Origin of the sequence: Methylocystis suflitae (genome assembly GCF_024448135.1) — a bacterium.
GTDB lineage: Bacteria > Pseudomonadota > Alphaproteobacteria > Rhizobiales > Beijerinckiaceae > Methylocystis > Methylocystis suflitae.
Genome location: NZ_JAMRYX010000111.1, coordinates 1 through 17,612 on the forward strand (window position 1 = coordinate 1; position 17,612 = coordinate 17,612).

Sequence of the window (17,612 nt, forward strand, 5' to 3'; positions counted from 1 at the left end):
CTTCGTCACGCGCGTCTCCGCCTCCCCTGCGCCGAGCGCCGCCGCAAGCCGCTGGCTCGTGCGCGCCGCGCCTTCCCGCGCGCTCGCGGCGAATGCGCCGGGATCAGCGGCCTTTGCGATTTTTCTGCTGCGCCAGCGCGGCGGCGCGGCAGGGCAAGAGCAGCATGAGTGGCGTGTGGAGTGGAACCGTGACCGTGGCGCCTTCGAGGACAGAACATTCGACGCATCGTCGCTATCTGGCCCTGTGGCTTCCCTTCCTGTCGGCGGAGCGCCTGACGAAAGCGCGCCGCAGAGGGCCGGACGCAAATTCGGATGACGCGCCGCTCATCCTCGTCAAAAAAGAACGCAGCGCGCTGCGCATCGACGCGCTCGATCGAAAGGCGATCGCGCTCGGCCTGACGCCGGGCATGACGCTCGCCGACGCCCGGGCGCGCGCGCCCCATCTCGCCGTCGCACAGGCCGATCCTGACGCGGACGAGCGGCTGACGCTACGGCTTGCCGCCTTTTGTGAACAGTTCACGCCGCTCGTCGCGCTCGATCCGCCCTGCGGCCTCATACTCGACGCGACCGGCTGCGCGCATCTTTTCGGCGGCGAAGCGATGATGCGGACCTGCATCTTACAGGCGCTGGCGCGCCTCTCCTTCACGGGACGCGCCGCCGTCGCCGGAACGCCGGACGCCGCGCGCGCGCTGGCGCGTTTTGGCGCGGAAGGCGTCACGCCTCCGGGCGAGGATGAAAATTTCACCCGCCCGCTCTCCATCGCCGCGCTCGAAGCGCCAAAAGAGACGAGCGTGGCGCTGACGCGCGCCGGCCTCACGACCTTGGGCGATCTCGCCGATCGTTCCTCGGCCGCGCTGACGGCGCGTTTCGGCGCGGAAACCATGCGGCGACTGACCCGCATTCTGGGACGCGAAGACGCGCGCATCACGCCCTTGCGGCCCTTGCCGGAATGCATGGTCGAGCGGCGCTTCGCCGAGCCTTTCCTCGATCTCTCTGCGATAGAGAATGTTCTGCGGCCGCTGATCGCGGAAGCGATGGGCATTCTCGAAAGGCGCGGCGAAGGCGGCCGCGCTTTTGAAGCGCGCTTCTTTCGCACCGACGGCGCGGTGGCGGCCCTGCGTTTCGAAACCGGCGCGCCCTCGCGCAATGTCGAAGCGCTACTGCGACTCTTTCGTCTGAAGGCCGAGTCGCTCGCCGATCCGCTCGATCCGGGATTCGGCTTCGACGTTATCCGCTTTTGCGTCCTCAACGCCGAAACTCTGGCGCAAAGCCAAATCGGCTTCGAGCGGCAGGGCGCGCAGGACAGCGACGTCGCCGATCTCGTCGATCGCCTGGCGGCGCGTTTTGGCCGCGAACGCGTGCTGCGCTTTGCGACGCATGAGACGCATGATCCCGTGCGCGCCGCCTCCTATGTTTACGCGGCGTCTCCTTCCAAACCCAATTCCTGGGAGAAGCCGGAGCCGGGCGAACCGCCCTTGCGGCCGCTGTTTCTGTTCGATCCGCCGCAACCCATCGACACCATGGCCGAGACCCCGGACGGGCCGCCGATGCATTTCAAATGGCGCCGCGTGCGCCATTTGATCGCCCGCGCCGAAGGGCCGGAGCGCATCGCGCCGGAATGGTGGCGCAACGCAGTCGGCCGCGACAGGCGAACGCGCGACTATTACCGGCTGGAGGATCGCGAAGGCCACCGCTTCTGGGTGTTTCGCGAGGGCCTCTATGAAAGCGAAACCGCCGCGCCGCGCTGGTTCCTGCATGGGCTCTTCGCATGAGCGCGCCTTTCGCCGAACTCGTCGCGGCGACGAATTTCTCCTTTCTGCGCGGCGCGTCGCATCCGTCAGACATGGCGCTGACGGCGCTGCTGCTCGGCCATAACGGCATTGGCGTCGCCGACCGCAACAGCGTCGCCGGGGTCGTGCGCGCCTATGCCGCGCTTAAGGAGCTACGCGAAAAATTGTGCGATCCGCCGGCCGGCGACGACGCCGCGCCTCTGGCGCAGCTCGACGCAGCGCGCATCGACTCCTTCAAGCTCGCCGTCGGCGCGCGGCTCGTCTTCGCCGACGAGACGCCCGACATCGTCGCTCATCCGCAAAACCGCAACGGTTGGGCGAGGCTCACGCGGCTGCTGACGATAGGGAATCTGCGCGCCAAGAAAGGCGAATGCCATCTTTATGTCGACGATCTCGCGCAAGCCGCGCGCGATCTGCTGCTGATCGTCATGCCTTCGCGCAATCTGACGCGCCTGCCGTCGACGCTCGCGCGTCTCAATGATCTTGCGCCAAGCGACGTCTGGCTCGGCGCGACCATGCCGCGGCAGGGCGACGACAGGCGGCGTCTTGCAAGACTGAAAGAGATCGCCGCGCGAACGCAGACGCCCCTGCTCGCGACGAATGACGCGCTTTACGCCGATCCCGGCCAGCGCGATCTGCAAGACGTCATGACCTGCATCCGCGAAGGCGTGACGCTCGCGCAAGCCGGGCGCCGGCTGGAGGTCAACGCCGAGCGTCATTTGAAGACGCCCGACGAAATGGCGCGTCTCTTCACTGAGGCGCCAGAGGCGATCGAGGAGACGCAAGCTTTTCTCGCGCGCGTCGATTTCTCGCTTGATCAACTCAAATATGAATATCCGGACGAGCCTGTCCCCCCGGGGCGCAATCCCCAGGAATGGCTCGAGGAGCTGACCTATCGCCACGCAGCGATGCGCTATCCCGACGGCGTGCCGGAGAAGGTCGAGAAGCTTCTGCGCGAAGAACTGGCGCTCATCAAAACGCTCGACTATGCGCGTTATTTTCTCACCATTCACGACATTGTGCGGATCGCCGAAGACAAGGGGATTCTCTGCCAGGGGCGCGGCTCCGCCGCCAATTCCGCCGTTTGCTATGTGCTCGGCGTCACCTGCGTCGATCCGGCAGAGAATGATCTGCTCTTCGCCAGATTCATCTCGCAGGAACGCAAGGAGCCGCCCGACATCGACGTCGATTTCGAGCATGAGCGGCGCGAAGAAATCATCCAGCATATTTACGGCAAATACGGCCGCGAGCGCGCCGGACTCGTCGCGACCGTCATCAGCTACCGGCCGCGCAGCGCCATTCGCGAAGTCGGCAAGGTCTTCGGACTGACCGAGGACGTGACCGCCGCTCTCGCCAGCACGCAATGGGGCAGTTGGGGCTCAAACATTCCGCAGGCTTATATCCGCCAGACCGGGCTTGATCCCGAAAATCCCGTCATCCGCCGCGCCATTCATTTCGCAACGCGCCTGCTCGGTTTTCCGCGCCATCTCTCGCAGCATGTCGGCGGCTTCGTTCTCGCGCGCGGGCGACTCGACGAGCTGACGCCCATCGCCAACGCGGCGATGCCTGAGCGCACCTTCATCGAATGGGACAAGGACGACATCGACGCGCTCGGCCTGATGAAGGTCGACGTGCTGGCGCTCGGCATGCTCACCTGTATCCGCAAATGTTTCGATTATTTGCGCGCCCATGAAGGGAAAGACATGGGCCTCGCCGACGTGCCGGCCGACGACAAGGCGACCTATGACATGCTGTGTCGCGGCGACTCCATCGGCGTCTTTCAGGTCGAGAGTCGCGCCCAGATGAACATGCTGCCGCGCCTGAAGCCGCGTGAATTCTATGATCTCGTCATTCAGGTGGCGATCGTGCGGCCGGGACCGATCCAGGGCAATATGGTGCATCCCTATCTGCGCCGCCGCTGTGGAAGCGAGCCGGTGATCTATCCCTCGCCCGCGCCGGAGCACGGGCCGGCGGATGAATTGCGCAAGGTGCTCGAAAAGACCAAGGGCGTGCCGCTCTTTCAGGAGCAGGCGATGAAGCTCGCCATGGTCGCGGCGAAATTCTCCGACGTTGAAGCCAATCGTCTGCGCCGCGCCATGGCGACCTTCCGCAATCTCGGCACGATCCATGAATTCGAGGCGCTGATGGTCGAGCGCATGGCGGCGCGCGGCTATGATCGCGGCTTCGCGCAAAGCTGTTTCGAACAGATCAAGGGCTTCGGCTCCTATGGCTTTCCGGAAAGCCACGCGGCGTCCTTCGCCAAGCTCGTTTACATCTCCTCCTGGATCAAATGCCACTATCCGGCGATCTTCGCCTGCGCGCTGCTCAATTCGCAGCCGATGGGCTTTTACGCGCCGGCGCAGATCGTGCGCGACGCGCGCGAGCATGGCGTCGACGTGCGCGCCGTCGATGTGAATTTCAGCGAATGGGACAATCGGCTGGAGCGCGCGGAAGACGGAGATTTGGCGCTGCGTCTGGGCTTTCGGCAGGCGGACGGCGTGCATGAGAACGAAGGCCATCGCATCGTCGAAGCGCGGACGAAGCCCTATGACAGCGTCGAAGACCTCGCGCGGCGGGCGGCGCTCAACGGCGCGACGATGCGCGCGCTCGCCGACGCCGACGCCTTCCGTTCTTTGCGAAGCGACCGCCGCGATGCGCTCTGGGCTGTGCGGCGTCTGCCGGACGCCAAACCCCTGCCGCTCTTTGCCGCCGCCGACGCGCGCGAACTCGCTAAGGAACAAGATCCGATGCTGCCGCAGATGTCGCTCGGCGAACATGTCGCCGCCGATTATCAGACGCTGCGGCTTTCGCTGAAAGCCCATCCAATGGCGGTGCTGCGGCCGATTTTCACGCGCGAACGGATCAGGACCTGCGCGGAAGTTTCGGCGCTCACTGACGGCGCCTTTGCGCGCGGCGCCGGCGTCGTGCTGGTGCGGCAGCGGCCCGGACAGGGCAACGCCATTTTCGTCACGCTCGAAGACGAAACCGGCGTCCTCAATATCGTCATCTGGGCGCGGCTCTTCGAGCGCTACCGCCGCGAGACGATGGCCTCACGACTCATGCTGGTGGAAGGAAGGGTGCAGAAGAGTCCCGAGAATGTCGTGCATCTGATGGCGCAGCGCATTATCGACCGCAGCCAAGAGCTCAATAGGCTGTCAGAAGCGCATCGGCCGGAAATCGTCCCGTCTCGCGCCGACGAATTCATCCATCCCCAGCATCCGCGCGGCGGCCATCCGCGCAATGTTCGAATTTTGCCGAAGTCGCGGGATTTTCACTAGAGCGCGAATTCCTTATCGATCACATGATTCCATGTGATCGGGCGCGCCCCAAGGCGCAGCGAGAGACGGCCACTTAACTGCTCTTCACTCTCTTATCGGCCGGCAGGCTCGCCAACGCCTGCTGACGCAGCTTCTCGATCTCCACACGCGTCTTGCGCGCCTCGGCCCGAGCGACCTTCGCGGCGCGGCGCACGGAGAGATGCCCAAGCCAGGAAGAGATCCCGCCCGCGAGCACGCCAATCGCTATGGACGCCAGAACGACGAGGAAGATCGGCGCCTCGAAAGAAGGACCCGATCCGTCGTTCGGCGCGAAGGGATCAAGCCCGATGCGCACCGAGCCGCGGTTGGCCATCGAGAAAAACAGAATGATGAGCGCCAGAGGAACGAAAACGATGACGCGCAGGATGGACTTCATAACATCTCCCTCTTGCCGGCGCCGCGCGACACGCTGGGCAGCCGCCACATACAGCCGCCGCTTCGCCGCTGCCGCGCGTCCCGAGACCGAGAGGACGCAGCCGCTTTAAATCGCCTCAGCCCGGATAATTCTCATTGAGGCGCTCGCGCATCTCTTTTCCGGTTTTGAAGAATGGCACGCTCTTTTGCTGCACCGAAACCTGCGCGCCAGTGCGCGGGTTGCGGCCGGTGCGCGCATCGCGCTTCTTGACCGAAAAAGCGCCGAAGCCCCGCAATTCGACGCGATCCCCCCGCGCCAGCGCAGAGGTGATCTCGTCGAGAATCGTGCTGACGATCGTCTCGACGTCGCGCTGGTACAGATGGCCGTTTCGGCGCGCGATACGTTGAATAAGTTCGGACTTTATCATGAGCCGATCCAATGTGTTGGCGTCGAAAGCAACGCGACGCCCGAGTCAGTTGGCGGCCGAATGCTGCCAAATCGCCAAAAGGCCGTCAAGCTCGCCGCTCCGTTCGAGCAGGATTGATTTTTCTAAAAAACCGGCGATCGTTTCCAATCCGGCGACCCGCGCGAGCCCGGCGGCGGCGCCGACAAGCCCAAGCCGCTCGAGGCTGGATTTCTTCTTCCACTCGCGTACAGGCATGTCTTTCGCAATACCCTTGTTGGCGACCAGCCAGTCGATGGCCTCGCGTTGGCCGCCGATGAGATCGACGAGCTTCAGCGGCACGCCCTGCCGCGCGGTGAAGACACGGCCGTCAGAGACCTTCGCGAGTTCCGCCTCGTCGAGATTACGCCGATCTCGAACGAGGTTCTTAAACCAGGCGTAGGAGTCGGCGACAAGACTGGCGACCGCCTCGCGCGCCTCGGGGCTCGTCGGTTCGAGCCCGTTGGGCGCGGCCTTGAGCGGCGATGATTTTACCGTCTCGACCTCGACGCCCCAATTATTGAGCAGCTTCGAGACGTTGGGATATTGGAACAGCACGCCGATCGAGCCGACGAGCGAATTGCCGCGCGCAACGATCGTATCGGCGGCAAGCGCGGCGATATAGGCGCCGGACGCGGCCACCGTTCCGACAACGGCGACGACGGGCTTCTTCTCCGCAACGCGCCGAAGCTCCTCATAGAGCCGTTCCGAGCCTGTCGTCGTGCCGCCGGGACTCTCAATCTCCAGCAGCAGAGCCTTCGTCTGGTTCGACTCCCCGATCTTCTTGATCATATCGATTGTATCGTCGTCGCCGGTAATGACGCCCTGCAGCTCGAGACGGGCGATATGCGGCGTGAGCTTATCGGCCGAATCGGCGCCGCCGAGCCGCACCACAGCGACGAAGCCCGCCAGACCTAAGGCGATCAGGGCGGCGAGACGCCACCAGCCGAGCTTGCGGCGAAGCCTGCGGCGATCAACGAAATAATCGGTGGGAGGTGACATCCAAGGGTCCCGAAGGCTGGCGCGGCGCACAGAGCGTCGCCGCGCAGGAAAGGTAATGCCGAGATCGGCGATTTGGAAGACGCTCCGCCGGCGCGCTTACCGTCGCGTCGCCTCCATCGCCCAGGCGAGATAATCTCGGTCCGCCTCGGCGACGTCGATGCGCAGAATTTCCGGCGTCTCATAGCTATGCAGACGGCGGACCAGTTCGGCAAGCGCCGGATAGTCGTCGCCGCGCGCTTTCATGTGCAACAAGAACTCAGGCTCTTCCCGCATCTCGTCCTTCCAGACGTAATGGCTGCGAATGGGATGTATCTGAACACAAGCGGCGAGCTTTGCGGAGAGCGCCGCCCGGGCGAGCGCGCGCGCCTTTTCCTCGTCTTCGATCGTCGTGACGAGGATCGCAAGCGCGCTCATCCCCAATCTTAGCCGCCGATGACGGTCGTGAACACCTGTCCGCCGCGCGCCAGGGTGATCTTCCAATAATAGGCGCGCCCTGCCGTTACGCTCTCCAGGTCGCGCGTCGTCCCGATCTTTTGATCATTGACGGCGAGAATTATGTCGCCGCGCTGCAGATTGAGCTGCTGCGCGTAGGAGCCGTCATCGATCTCGGACACGACGACGCCATTGGTCGTTCCCTGCACCGACATCTCTTCGATGACCGCGGGAGAAATATTCATGACCGTCGCCCCGGCGAAGGGCGATGCGCCCTTTATCCTTATCGCGTCGCGCGGCGGCGTTTCCGGCGCCGGCGCGAGTCGAATTTGCGCGACAATCTTTTTGCCGCCGCGCAATACGCCGAGCGTCGCCTGCCCGCCAATCGGCTTGGTGGCAAGCCGATAGCCGACCGCCTCCGGGTCATCGGCCGTCTGGCCGTCGACCGAGATAATGACGTCGCCGCGCTTTAGACCGGCTTCAGCTGACGGCCCCTTTGGATCGACGTCGGCCAGCAGAGCGCCGGTGGGACGATCGAGCCCGAGGCCGTCGGCGATCTCCTGCGAGAGCGTTTGCAGCGTCGCGCCCATCCAGGCCCGTCGCACCTGCTTGCCGCCGCCCTTCGCGGCGGCGATCACGCTCTTGACCATATTGACGGGGATGGCGAAGCCGATGCCGACCGATCCGCCGGACTTCGAGAAGATCGCGGAATTGATGCCGACGACGCGCCCGTTCATGTCGACCAGCGGTCCGCCCGAGTTGCCGGGATTGATCGCCGCGTCCGTCTGAATGAAGAAGCCATAGTCGCTGATGCCGACATGGGTGCGCGAAAGCGCCGAAATAATGCCTTGCGTCACCGTTTGACCGACGCCAAAGGGATTGCCGATCGCGAGCGTCAGATCGCCGACTTCGAGCGCGTCCGAATCGCCAAGCTCCATCGTCGGAAAATTGGCGCCGTCGACCAGCTTCAGCACCGCGAGATCGGTGCGCGGATCGCGTAACAAAATCTTGGCGGCGACTTCGCGCTTGTCGGCGAGCGCCACCTTCACATCGGTCATGCCCTCGATCACGTGATTGTTGGTGACGACAAGGCCGCTCTGATCGACGATCACGCCCGAGCCCAGCGATTGGGCCATGTTGCGCCCCGGCATGCCGCCGCCCTCGCCAAAAAAGCGACGAAAGATCGGGTCATCGAAAAGCGGATTGGCGGGCATGCGCTCGACGCGCGAGGCGAAGACGTTGACAACGGCCGGCTGCGCTTTTTTGACCACCGGCGCGAAGGAATAAATCAGCTCGCCGCGGCTCGTCGGCACGGCGCGATCGGGCGCCGGCGGCGTAAAGCTCTCGACACGGCCAGGCGGCCTTGGCGAAGCGGTCTGAGCCGCTTCAGGCGAAACTTCGGCGCGCGCGGAGGCCAAGGACGCAGAGAAGGCGCAGGCGAGCGCCGCAGTCATCATAATGTGACGCGCCAAAATCTTCATGAAGCGCTCCGTAGCTCGTTTTCCCGGCGCATTTATAGACGCAAAGACGCGAGACGATAAGGATGCGCCGCAATGATCTTACTGCGCGAGATGCGTCGTCGAGCGCCAGCCGGACGTATGGTCGTCGGACATGCGGCGTTCGCGCGAGGTTCTCGGACTTGCTCTGAAAATGCTTTCGGCGCCGCATCCCGATGACCGAGACACGACGCCGCGATTGCTGATCGTCATGACGATCGAAGCGGTCGCCCTTGAGCCGGTTACGCCGCCGCTTCGCCTTCGTGGACCGGTCCGGAGTCCTGCCCTTTGGCGTTCACGTCGCGATCGACGAATTCGATGACCGCGAGCGGCGCGTTGTCGCCGTAGCGGAAGCCCGCCTTCAGCACGCGCGTATAGCCGCCGTTGCGATCCTTGTAGCGAGGTCCGAGCACGTCGAAGAGCTTGCCGACGAGCTTGACGTCCTTGATCTTGGCGATCGCCTGCCGGCGCGCATGGAGGTCGCCGCGCTTGCCCAGCGTCACGAGCTTTTCAACGACGGGACGCAGATCCTTCGCCTTCGGCAGCGTCGTGACAATCTGCTCATGCTTGATGAGCGCCTGCGCCATATTGGCGAACATCGCCTTGCGGTGCTCATGCGTGCGCCCGAAGCGGCGCTTCTTGTGACCGTGATACATGCGGCTCTCCGTTGATTATGCGGCCGCCGTGCCAAGGAACGGCCGTCTCCATTATTTCCCTCTCCCGCTCGCGGGAGAGGGTGGCCCCGCGAAGCGGGGTCAGGTGAGGGTATTTCCCGCGCCCTCATCCGTCGCGCATTCGCGCGACACCTTCTCCCGCAATCGGGAGAAGGGGGAAACTCAATAATGCTCCTCGAATCTCTTCGCGAGATCGTCAATGTTCTCCGGCGGCCAGCCGGGAACTTCCATGCCGAGATGCAGACCCATCTGCGCCAATACTTCCTTGATCTCGTTCAAGGACTTGCGTCCAAAGTTCGGCGTGCGCAGCATCTCCGCTTCCGACTTCTGGATCAGGTCGCCGATGTAGACGATATTGTCGTTCTTCAGGCAGTTCGCCGAACGCACCGAAAGCTCCAGCTCGTCCACCTTCTTCAGCAGCGCCGGATTGAAGGCGAGCTGCGGAATCGACGGCGCGGCCTCCTCGCGGCGCGGCTCTTCGAAATTGACGAAGACGTTGAGCTGGTCCTGCAGAATGCGCGCCGAATAGGCGATCGCGTCTTCCGGGCTCATCGCGCCATTCGTCTCGACGGTCAGCGTCAGCTTGTCATAGTCGAGAACCTGGCCCTCGCGGGTGTTTTCGACGCGATAGCTGACCTTCTTGACCGGCGAATAGAGGCTGTCGATCGGAATGAGGCCGATCGGGGCGTCTTCGGCGCGGTTGCGGTCGGCGGGCGCATAGCCCTTGCCGTTGGCGACGGTGAACTCGATGCGGATCTCGGCGCCTTCGTCGAGCGTGCAGATGACGAGTTCGGGGTTGAGGACCTGCACGTCGCCCGTCACCTGGATGTCGCCCGCGGTGACGACTCCCGGTCCCGTCTTCTTGAGCGTCAGGCGCTTCATGCCATCGCCCTGATATTTGATGGCGATGTCCTTGATGTTGAGGACGATGTCGGTCACGTCCTCACGCACGCCGGGGATCGACGAGAACTCGTGCAGCACGCCGTCGATGTGAATCGACGTGATCGCCGCGCCTTGCAACGACGACAGCAGAATGCGGCGCAGGGCGTTGCCAAGCGTCACGCCAAAACCGCGCTCCAGCGGCTCGGCGACCGCGGTCGCGACGCGCTTGGGATCGTCTCCGGCGGTGACTTCGAGCTTGTTCGGCTTGATGAGTTCCTGCCAGTTCTTCTGGATGCTCACGTGGAGGCCTTTCCTTGAAGCTCCTGAGTGCGGCGCCGGGCATGCGCCGCGCCGCGCGAAATCAAATCAGACAATGAACTCAGACGCGGCGGCGCTTGCGCGGACGGCAGCCGTTGTGCGGAATGGGAGTCACATCGCGGATCGAAGTGACCGTGAAGCCCGCCGCCTGCAAGGCGCGAAGCGCCGACTCACGGCCGGAGCCCGGACCGGAGACTTCCACTTCAAGCGTGCGCACGCCGTGCTCGCCGGCCTTGCGGGCGGCGTCTTCGGCGGCCATCTGCGCGGCGTAGGGCGTGGATTTGCGCGAGCCTTTAAATCCCATCGACCCTGCGGACGACCACGACACAGTATTGCCCTGCGCGTCGGTGATGGTGATCATGGTATTGTTGAACGTCGAATTCACATGCGCGACGCCGGAAACGATGTTCTTGCGCTCGCGGCGACGAACGCGCGTTGTGTCCTTAGCCATTGTTCAGTCTGCCTTTCGATATCGACGCCGCCGTAATTCCAGCGGCTCCACCTGGACATTCGGAGTCGGGCTTCGGCAGTCGGTAAAACCGAATGCCGAGGGCCGACCTACGACTGCCGGAATTACTTCTTCTTGCCGGCGATCGGCTTCGCCTTGCCCTTGCGGGTGCGGGCGTTGGTGTGCGTGCGCTGGCCGCGCACGGGGAGCTGACGGCGATGGCGCAGGCCGCGATAGCAGCCAAGATCCATCAAGCGCTTGATGTTGATCGCGACCTCGCGGCGCAGATCGCCTTCGACCATGTAGTCGCGGTCGATGGTTTCGCGAATTTGCAGAACTTCCGCGTCGGTGAGTTGCGCCACGCGGCGCTCGGCCGGGATGTTCACCTTTTCGCAGATTTCCTCGGCCTTCTTGGCGCCAATGCCGTGGATATATTGGAGCGCGATGACGACGCGCTTGTTCGTCGGGATATTGACGCCTGCAATTCGGGCCACTTTGTCTCTCCATGTGAGAAGGAGCCTTAAGCTCCGGGATGACGCCCGCGTCCGGTGGAGCCCGGCCCATGCGGACGGTTGCGAACCGTCTTCATACGAAAACAGGCCCCGCCCCCCCAATCCGGGAGCCGGAGCCGCCTGTCCAACAACGTGAAGGCTATCTATTTAGGGGCCAGTGGCCAGATGGTCAAGCGACTTCGCGAAAAAACCTAGCCGGCGCCCGACAGGGCGCGATCGATCTCCGCGGTGACATCCTCGATCGGCGCCATGCCGTCGATCTTGGTCAGTTCGCTACGCTTGGCGTAGTGCGCCGACACCGGGGCCGTTTGGGCCCGATAGGCTTCGAGCCGCGTCTTGAAGCTTTCCGGATTGTCGTCTGCGCGCACCGCGCCGCCCGCGGCGCGGGTTTCATCGACGCGTTTGCGCATCCGGTCGACGAGCGCGCCTTCGTTGACGGCAAGCTCGAGCACGGCGTCGAGCGTTAAGCCTCGGCGCTCGAGCAGATCCTGCAGCGCCTCGGCTTGCGCCACCGTGCGCGGGAAGCCGTCGAGAATGAACCCGTTGGCGCAGTCAGCCGCGCCGAGCCGTTCGTCGATCAAGCCGATCACGACCTCGTCCGGCACCAGCGCGCCAGCGTCCATGATCTCCTTGGCCCTCAGTCCAATCGGCGTTTTCGCCGCGACCGCGGCGCGCAGCATGTCTCCCGTCGAGAGCTGCGGCACGCCGTGCTTTTCGACGAGACGCGCCGCCTGCGTTCCCTTGCCGGCCCCCGGCGGACCGAGCAGCACCAGCCTCATCGGGCGCGTTTCCCGCCGCGAAGCTTGGTCTTGCGAATCAGCCCCTCATATTGCTGCGCCTGCATATGACCGTGGATCTGCGCCACAGTATCCATGGTGACGCTGACGACGATGAGCAGCGACGTGCCGCCGAAATAGAACGGCAGATTGGCGTAGGCGATGAGCCCTTCCGGAATGATGCAGATCACCGCCAGATAGGCCGCGCCGAGCACCGTGATCCGCATCAGCACTTCGTCGATGAATTTCGCCGTGCGTTCGCCTGGGCGAATGCCCGGCACGAAACCACCGTGCTTCTTGAGATTGTCCGCCGTCTCGACCGGATTGAAGACGATCGCGGTGTAGAAGAAGGCGAAGAACACGATCAATCCGACATAGGCGAGCATATACAGCGGCCGCCCGTGGCCGAAATAGGCGGAGATCGTCGCGAAGACGCTTTCGCTGCCGGTCGACTGGTAGAAATTCGCCACGGTCGTCGGCAACAGCAGCAGCGACGATGCGAAGATCGGCGGGATGACGCCGGACGTGTTCAGCTTCAGCGGCAGGAACGACGTCTGTCCCTCATAGACCCGGTTGCCGTGCTGGCGCTTGGGATAGGTGATCAGCAGGCGCCGCTGCGCCCGCTCCATGAACACGATGAAGGCGACGACGGCGAAGGACATGACGATGACGCCGATGATCAGCGCCGTCGAAATGGCGCCCTGCCGGCCCAGCTCCAAGGTCGACACAATCGCCGATGGAAACGCGGCGACGATGCCCGCGAAGATAATGAGCGAGGAGCCGTTGCCAATTCCGCGAGAGGTGATCTGCTCGCCAAGCCACATCAGGAACATCGTGCCGCCGACCAGCGTCACGACCGTGGTGATGCGGAAGAATATGCCCGGATCGGTGACGACGCCCTGCTGGCCCTCCAGCCCGATGGCCATCGCGTAGGCCTGGAACGTCGCGAGCGCAACGGTAAGGTAGCGGGTATATTGGTTGAGGACCTTGCGGCCCTGCTCGCCCTCTTTCTTCAGCGTCTCCAGCGTCGGAATCACCGACGTCAGCAGCTGGATGATAATCGACGCCGAAATATACGGCATGATGTTGAGCGCGAAGATCGCGCGGCGCTGCACGGCGCCGCCCGCGAACATGTTGAAGAGCTCCAGCATGCCCTTCGACTGGCCAAAAAAGCTTTTCGCGAAAGCCTCGGGGTCGATGCCCGGCAGCGGCACGTAGGTGCCGAGGCGATAGACGATCAGCGCGCCCAGCGTGAACAGGATGCGCTTTTTCAATTCCTCGGATTTGCCGAAGGCGGAGAGATTGACGTTGGCCGCGAGCTGCTCGGCTGCCGATGCCATGAAGGAACTCCCCTTTCGCGCCGCTGTCGACGCGACGCATTTTGTTGGACTAAGCGCTCGCCGTGTAACCGTCGAGGCTCGCCCGCTCCGTTCGGAGCGATTGGTATAAAACAGCGCAGCCGCTCATGCGAGAGCGGCCGCGCTTTTTTGCTTTATTGCGCCGGCGTCTCGCCGGCGAGAAGTTTCACGGAGCCGCCGGCGCCCTCGATGGCCGCGACCGCCGATTTGGAGGCCGCCGAGACCTCGAAGGCGAGCTTTGTCTTCAACTCGCCCTGGCCCAGGATCTTAACGCCGTCGCGCGGCCTGGTGACGACGCCGGCCGCAAGCAGCGCCTCGATCGTCACCGGCGCGCTGGCGTCGAGCTTGCCGGCGTCGAGCGCCTGCTGAATGCGCCCGAGATTGACTTCGTTGTAGTGCGTCGAGAACGGATTGTAGAATCCGCGCTTCGGCAGGCGCCGATGCAACGGCATCTGACCGCCCTCGAAGCCCTTGATCGCCACGCCGGTGCGCGCCTTCTGGCCCTTGACGCCGCGTCCGCCGGTCTTGCCCTTGCCGGAGCCGATGCCGCGGCCGACGCGCATGCGGTTCTTGCTGGCGCCGGGATTGTCGGTAATTTCATTGAGTTTCATGGCCGCGTCCTCACTTCCCGTCGACGTTTTTGGCGTCGACGATTTTCACGAGATGCGCCACCTTAGCGATCATCCCGCGCACGGCCGGCGTGTCTTCCAGCGCGCGGCGGCGGCCGATGCGCGTCAGGCCGAGGCCGAGAAGCGTGCGGCGCTGCCGTTCGGGACGGCCGATCGGGCTGCCGATCTGTTCGACGACGATCTGCTGCGTGCTCTTCGTCATGGGTCGTCTCCTTACGCGTCGACGGCGTCGGCGTCGACGCCTTGACGGCGCGACTGCAGCACCGAAACTTTAAGCGAGCGGCGCGCCGCGACGGAGCGCGGCGAGTCTTCGCGGCCGAGCGCATCGAAGGTCGCGCGGATCATGTTGTAGGGATTGGACGACCCCTGGCTCTTCGCCACGACGTCGTGCATGCCCAGCGTTTCGAAAATCGCGCGCATTGGACCGCCGGCGATGATTCCGGTGCCCGCCGGCGCCGCGCGCAGGATGACGCGGCCCGCGCCGTGGCGGCCATGAACGTCATGATGCAGCGTGCGGCCTTCGCGCAGCGGCACGCGGATCAACGCGCGCTTCGCCGCTTCCGTCGCCTTGCGGATCGCCTCAGGCACTTCGCGCGCCTTGCCGTGTCCATAGCCAACGCGGCCCTTCTGGTCGCCGACGACGACGAGCGCGGCGAAGCCGAAACGCCTGCCGCCCTTCACCACCTTCGCGACGCGATTGATGTGGACCAGACGATCCACAAATTCGCCGTCGCGATCGTCACGATCCCGATCGCGGCCGCGACCGCCTTCTCCTTCACGCGCCATTGTCTCTTCCGTCACTTACGCGGCGTGATGCGCCGCTCGCTTCCTTCACTGCCGACCCATCGGATCGACGCCCGGCGCATCTGCGCCGGCACGCATTCCGCGCGAGAAGCGCACGCCCTCAACGGCGCGCGCCCCCTGTTAAAACTCCAGACCGCCCTCGCGAGCGCCGTCGGCCAGCGCCTTGACGCGCCCGTGATACATGTACGCGCCGCGGTCGAAAACGACCTCTTTGACGCCCTTGGCGACGGCGCGCTCCGCGAGAAGCTTGCCGACGACCTTCGCCGCCTCGACGTCCGCGCCGGTCTTCAGACCCTCTCGGTTCGCCTTCTCGAGCGAAGAGGCGGCGGCGACCGTCGCGCCCTTCTCGTCGTCGATGATCTGCGCATAGATCTGCTTGGACGAGCGAAACACCGAAAGGCGCAACCGCCCTTTGGCGCGTTCACGGATCGCCCGGCGCACCCGCGCCTTTCGACGCTGTTCGACTTTGACATCCCTGGCCATGGCGGGTCCTTACTTCTTCTTGCCTTCCTTGCGGAAGATGAATTCATTGGCGTATTTGACGCCCTTGCCCTTGTAGGGCTCGGGCGGGCGCAGGGCGCGGATCTCGGCGGCGACTTGACCGACCTGGCGCCGATCCATGCCGCTGACGCTGATTTCCGTCGGCTTCGGCGTCACGATCGCGATGCCGGCCGGAATCGGATAGCTCACGTCATGCGAATAGCCGAGCGCGAGTTGCAGCGTTTTTCCCTGCACCGAGGCGCGATAGCCGACGCCGGTGATCTCAAGCTTCTTCTCAAAGCCCGTGGTCACGCCGACGACGATATTGTTGATCTGGGCGCGCGCCGTGCCCCACAGCGCGCGGGCGCGCTTGGTTTCATTGCGCGGGTCGACCGAGATGGCGTTGTCCTGCTGGACGACGGAAACGTCGTCGGGCGCCAGGAACTCCAGCTGGCCCTTCGCGCCCTTCACCTGCACGAGCTGACCGTCCACCTTGGCGGTGACGCCGGCGGGAATGACGACAGGCTTCTTGCCGATACGAGACATGGTTGCAAATCCTGTTTGATGAGGCGCAAGGTCTAGAAGACCTTGCACAGCACCTCGCCACCGACATTATTCTCGCGCGCCGCGTGATCGGCCATGACGCCCTTCGGCGTCGACACGATGGTGACGCCGAGGCCATTCGCCACGCGCGGCACTGCGTCAACCGCCGCATAGACGCGGCGGCCCGGACGCGACACGCGCTCGATCTGCTTGATGACCGGTTCGCCGTCGAAATATTTCAGTTCGATCTCGAACTCGGTCCGGCCATTGCCGAAGTCGGTGCTGCTATAGCCGCGGATATAGCCCTCTTCCTTCAGCACGTCGAGCACATGCGCGCGCAGCTTCGAGCCGGGAGAGGAGACCTTATCCTTGCGGCGCATCTGCGCGTTGCGGATGCGGGTGAGGAGATCGCCCAATGGATCGTTGATCGCCATCTGCGTCTCCTTACCAGCTTGACTTCACGAGGCCGGGCACCAGGCCGCGGGACCCCAATTCGCGCAGCGCAATGCGCGACATTTTCAGCTTGCGATAAAAGCCGCGCGGACGCCCCGACACTTCGCAGCGGTTGCGCACGCGAACGGGCGCGGAATTGCGCGGGAGCTCAGCAAGCTTGAGACGCGCCTCGAACTGCTCTTCGACGCTCAGCGTCTTGTCGTTCGCGACCGCCTTCAGCCGTGCGCGCCGCCCGGCGTAGGACTTCACGAGCCTTCGCTTCCGCTTGTTGTTCTCAATCGCGCTTTTCTTCGCCATTACCAGTTTCGCCTTTCAGTATCCGCGTTTGAGGAGCCGTTACGCCCTCACTGCCGGAACGGGAAATTGAACGCCTTCAGCAAGGCGCGCGCCTCTTCGTCGGTCTTGGCCGTCGTGCAAACGATCACGTCCATGCCCAGGATCGACTCCGCCTTGTCGTAGTCGATTTCGGGGAAAACGATGTGCTCCTTGATGCCGAGCGCATAATTCCCGCGTCCGTCGAACGACTTCGGATTCAATCCGCGGAAGTCGCGCACGCGCGGCAGCGCCACGGTGATCAGACGATCAAGAAACTCATACATCCGCGTCTTGCGCAGCGTCACCTTCGCGCCGATCGGCATGTTCTCTCTCAACTTGAAGGTCGAGATCGCCTTGCGCGCGCGGGTGACGACCGGCTTCTGACCGGCGATAAGGCCAAGGTCGCTCGCCGCCGACGTCGCCTTCTTGCTGTCGTTGACGGACTCGCCGACGCCCATGTTGAGCACGATCTTCTCGATCGTCGGCACTTCGAGCGCGTTCTTATATCCGAACTGCTTCTGCAGCGTCTCGCGCACGACCTCTTCGTAATGCTTCCGCATGCGCGGCACATAGGCGCCGTCGGCGC

Annotated in this window: 21 protein-coding genes and 1 pseudogene; 3 read left to right on the plus strand and 19 right to left on the minus strand. The window is 64.1% G+C overall.

Annotated elements, in window-relative coordinates; translation table 11 throughout:
• The 3 genes and pseudogenes from NEI07_RS09420 to NEI07_RS09430 all read left to right on the plus strand — a co-directional run.
• Positions 1-316: pseudogene (locus NEI07_RS09420) on the plus strand (hypothetical protein); the annotation flags it as partial.
• Positions 317-407: 91 nt separating this feature from the next.
• The gene (locus NEI07_RS09425) at positions 408-1,772 is read left to right on the plus strand and encodes a Y-family DNA polymerase (protein WP_256034233.1); all 1,365 of its coding nucleotides are present in this window, start codon (positions 408-410) and stop codon (positions 1,770-1,772) included.
• Complete coding sequence (locus NEI07_RS09430) at positions 1,769-5,068, plus strand: error-prone DNA polymerase (protein WP_256034212.1); 3,300 nt, start codon at positions 1,769-1,771, stop codon at positions 5,066-5,068. Before NEI07_RS09425 ends, NEI07_RS09430 begins: the two co-directional genes overlap by 4 nt.
• Positions 5,069-5,141: 73 nt before the next feature.
• Here NEI07_RS09430 and NEI07_RS09435 read toward each other — a convergent pair whose 3' ends face one another.
• From NEI07_RS09435 to rplE, 19 genes are all read right to left on the minus strand, one after another.
• Complete coding sequence (locus NEI07_RS09435; RefSeq protein ID WP_256034213.1) at positions 5,142-5,483, minus strand: LapA family protein; 342 nt, start codon at positions 5,481-5,483, stop codon at positions 5,142-5,144.
• Between the two features lie 115 nt (positions 5,484-5,598).
• Entirely contained in the window at positions 5,599-5,889 is a 291-nt protein-coding gene (gene ihfB / locus NEI07_RS09440; RefSeq protein ID WP_014890734.1) for an integration host factor subunit beta, read from the minus strand.
• 45 nt (positions 5,890-5,934) lie between these two features.
• On the minus strand, positions 5,935-6,906 hold the full coding sequence (gene sppA, locus NEI07_RS09445; RefSeq protein ID WP_256034214.1) for a signal peptide peptidase SppA: 972 nt from the start codon (positions 6,904-6,906) through the stop codon (positions 5,935-5,937).
• 96 nt (positions 6,907-7,002) lie between these two features.
• The gene (gene cutA, locus NEI07_RS09450) at positions 7,003-7,320 is read right to left on the minus strand and encodes a divalent-cation tolerance protein CutA (RefSeq protein WP_256034215.1); all 318 of its coding nucleotides are present in this window, start codon (positions 7,318-7,320) and stop codon (positions 7,003-7,005) included.
• Positions 7,321-7,328: 8 nt separating this feature from the next.
• Positions 7,329-8,819 carry a DegQ family serine endoprotease gene (locus NEI07_RS09455; protein ID WP_256034216.1) on the minus strand — a complete coding sequence of 497 codons (1,491 nt, stop codon included), beginning with the start codon at positions 8,817-8,819 and terminating at the stop codon, positions 7,329-7,331.
• A gap of 257 nt (positions 8,820-9,076) precedes the next feature.
• Positions 9,077-9,490, minus strand: a complete 414-nt coding sequence (gene rplQ / locus NEI07_RS09460) for a 50S ribosomal protein L17 (protein WP_256034217.1) — start codon at positions 9,488-9,490, stop codon at positions 9,077-9,079.
• Positions 9,491-9,670: 180 nt separating this feature from the next.
• On the minus strand, positions 9,671-10,690 hold the full coding sequence (locus tag NEI07_RS09465) for a DNA-directed RNA polymerase subunit alpha (protein ID WP_256034218.1): 1,020 nt from the start codon (positions 10,688-10,690) through the stop codon (positions 9,671-9,673).
• A 79-nt stretch (positions 10,691-10,769) separates the two neighbouring features.
• Positions 10,770-11,159: a 30S ribosomal protein S11 gene (gene rpsK, locus NEI07_RS09470; RefSeq protein ID WP_014890740.1), complete on the minus strand. Its 390-nt coding sequence runs from the start codon at positions 11,157-11,159 to the stop codon at positions 10,770-10,772.
• A gap of 122 nt (positions 11,160-11,281) precedes the next feature.
• Complete coding sequence (rpsM, locus tag NEI07_RS09475; protein ID WP_256034219.1) at positions 11,282-11,650, minus strand: 30S ribosomal protein S13; 369 nt, start codon at positions 11,648-11,650, stop codon at positions 11,282-11,284.
• 209 nt (positions 11,651-11,859) lie between these two features.
• Positions 11,860-12,447, minus strand: coding sequence for an adenylate kinase (locus NEI07_RS09480; protein WP_256034220.1), 588 nt, complete (start codon positions 12,445-12,447; stop codon positions 11,860-11,862).
• On the minus strand, positions 12,444-13,784 hold the full coding sequence (gene secY, locus NEI07_RS09485) for a preprotein translocase subunit SecY (RefSeq protein ID WP_123176880.1): 1,341 nt from the start codon (positions 13,782-13,784) through the stop codon (positions 12,444-12,446). The genes NEI07_RS09480 and secY overlap by 4 nt, the downstream gene beginning before the upstream one ends.
• Positions 13,785-13,936: 152 nt before the next feature.
• On the minus strand, positions 13,937-14,413 hold the full coding sequence (rplO, locus tag NEI07_RS09490) for a 50S ribosomal protein L15 (protein ID WP_256034224.1): 477 nt from the start codon (positions 14,411-14,413) through the stop codon (positions 13,937-13,939).
• Between the two features lie 10 nt (positions 14,414-14,423).
• Positions 14,424-14,633 (minus strand): 50S ribosomal protein L30, encoded by a 210-nt coding sequence (gene rpmD, locus NEI07_RS09495; RefSeq protein ID WP_256034226.1) that lies wholly within the window; start codon positions 14,631-14,633, stop codon positions 14,424-14,426.
• A gap of 11 nt (positions 14,634-14,644) precedes the next feature.
• Entirely contained in the window at positions 14,645-15,217 is a 573-nt protein-coding gene (gene rpsE / locus NEI07_RS09500; protein WP_014890746.1) for a 30S ribosomal protein S5, read from the minus strand.
• A 138-nt stretch (positions 15,218-15,355) separates the two neighbouring features.
• On the minus strand, positions 15,356-15,718 hold the full coding sequence (rplR, locus tag NEI07_RS09505; RefSeq protein WP_018406008.1) for a 50S ribosomal protein L18: 363 nt from the start codon (positions 15,716-15,718) through the stop codon (positions 15,356-15,358).
• A gap of 9 nt (positions 15,719-15,727) precedes the next feature.
• Positions 15,728-16,261 carry a 50S ribosomal protein L6 gene (gene rplF, locus NEI07_RS09510; RefSeq protein ID WP_256034228.1) on the minus strand — a complete coding sequence of 178 codons (534 nt, stop codon included), beginning with the start codon at positions 16,259-16,261 and terminating at the stop codon, positions 15,728-15,730.
• A gap of 32 nt (positions 16,262-16,293) precedes the next feature.
• Positions 16,294-16,692 carry a 30S ribosomal protein S8 gene (rpsH, locus tag NEI07_RS09515; RefSeq protein ID WP_014890749.1) on the minus strand — a complete coding sequence of 133 codons (399 nt, stop codon included), beginning with the start codon at positions 16,690-16,692 and terminating at the stop codon, positions 16,294-16,296.
• A 10-nt stretch (positions 16,693-16,702) separates the two neighbouring features.
• Entirely contained in the window at positions 16,703-17,008 is a 306-nt protein-coding gene (gene rpsN, locus NEI07_RS09520; RefSeq protein ID WP_014890750.1) for a 30S ribosomal protein S14, read from the minus strand.
• Between the two features lie 47 nt (positions 17,009-17,055).
• Positions 17,056-17,586, minus strand: coding sequence for a 50S ribosomal protein L5 (gene rplE, locus NEI07_RS09525; RefSeq protein WP_407659877.1), 531 nt, complete (start codon positions 17,584-17,586; stop codon positions 17,056-17,058).
• Positions 17,587-17,612 lie beyond the last annotated feature (26 nt).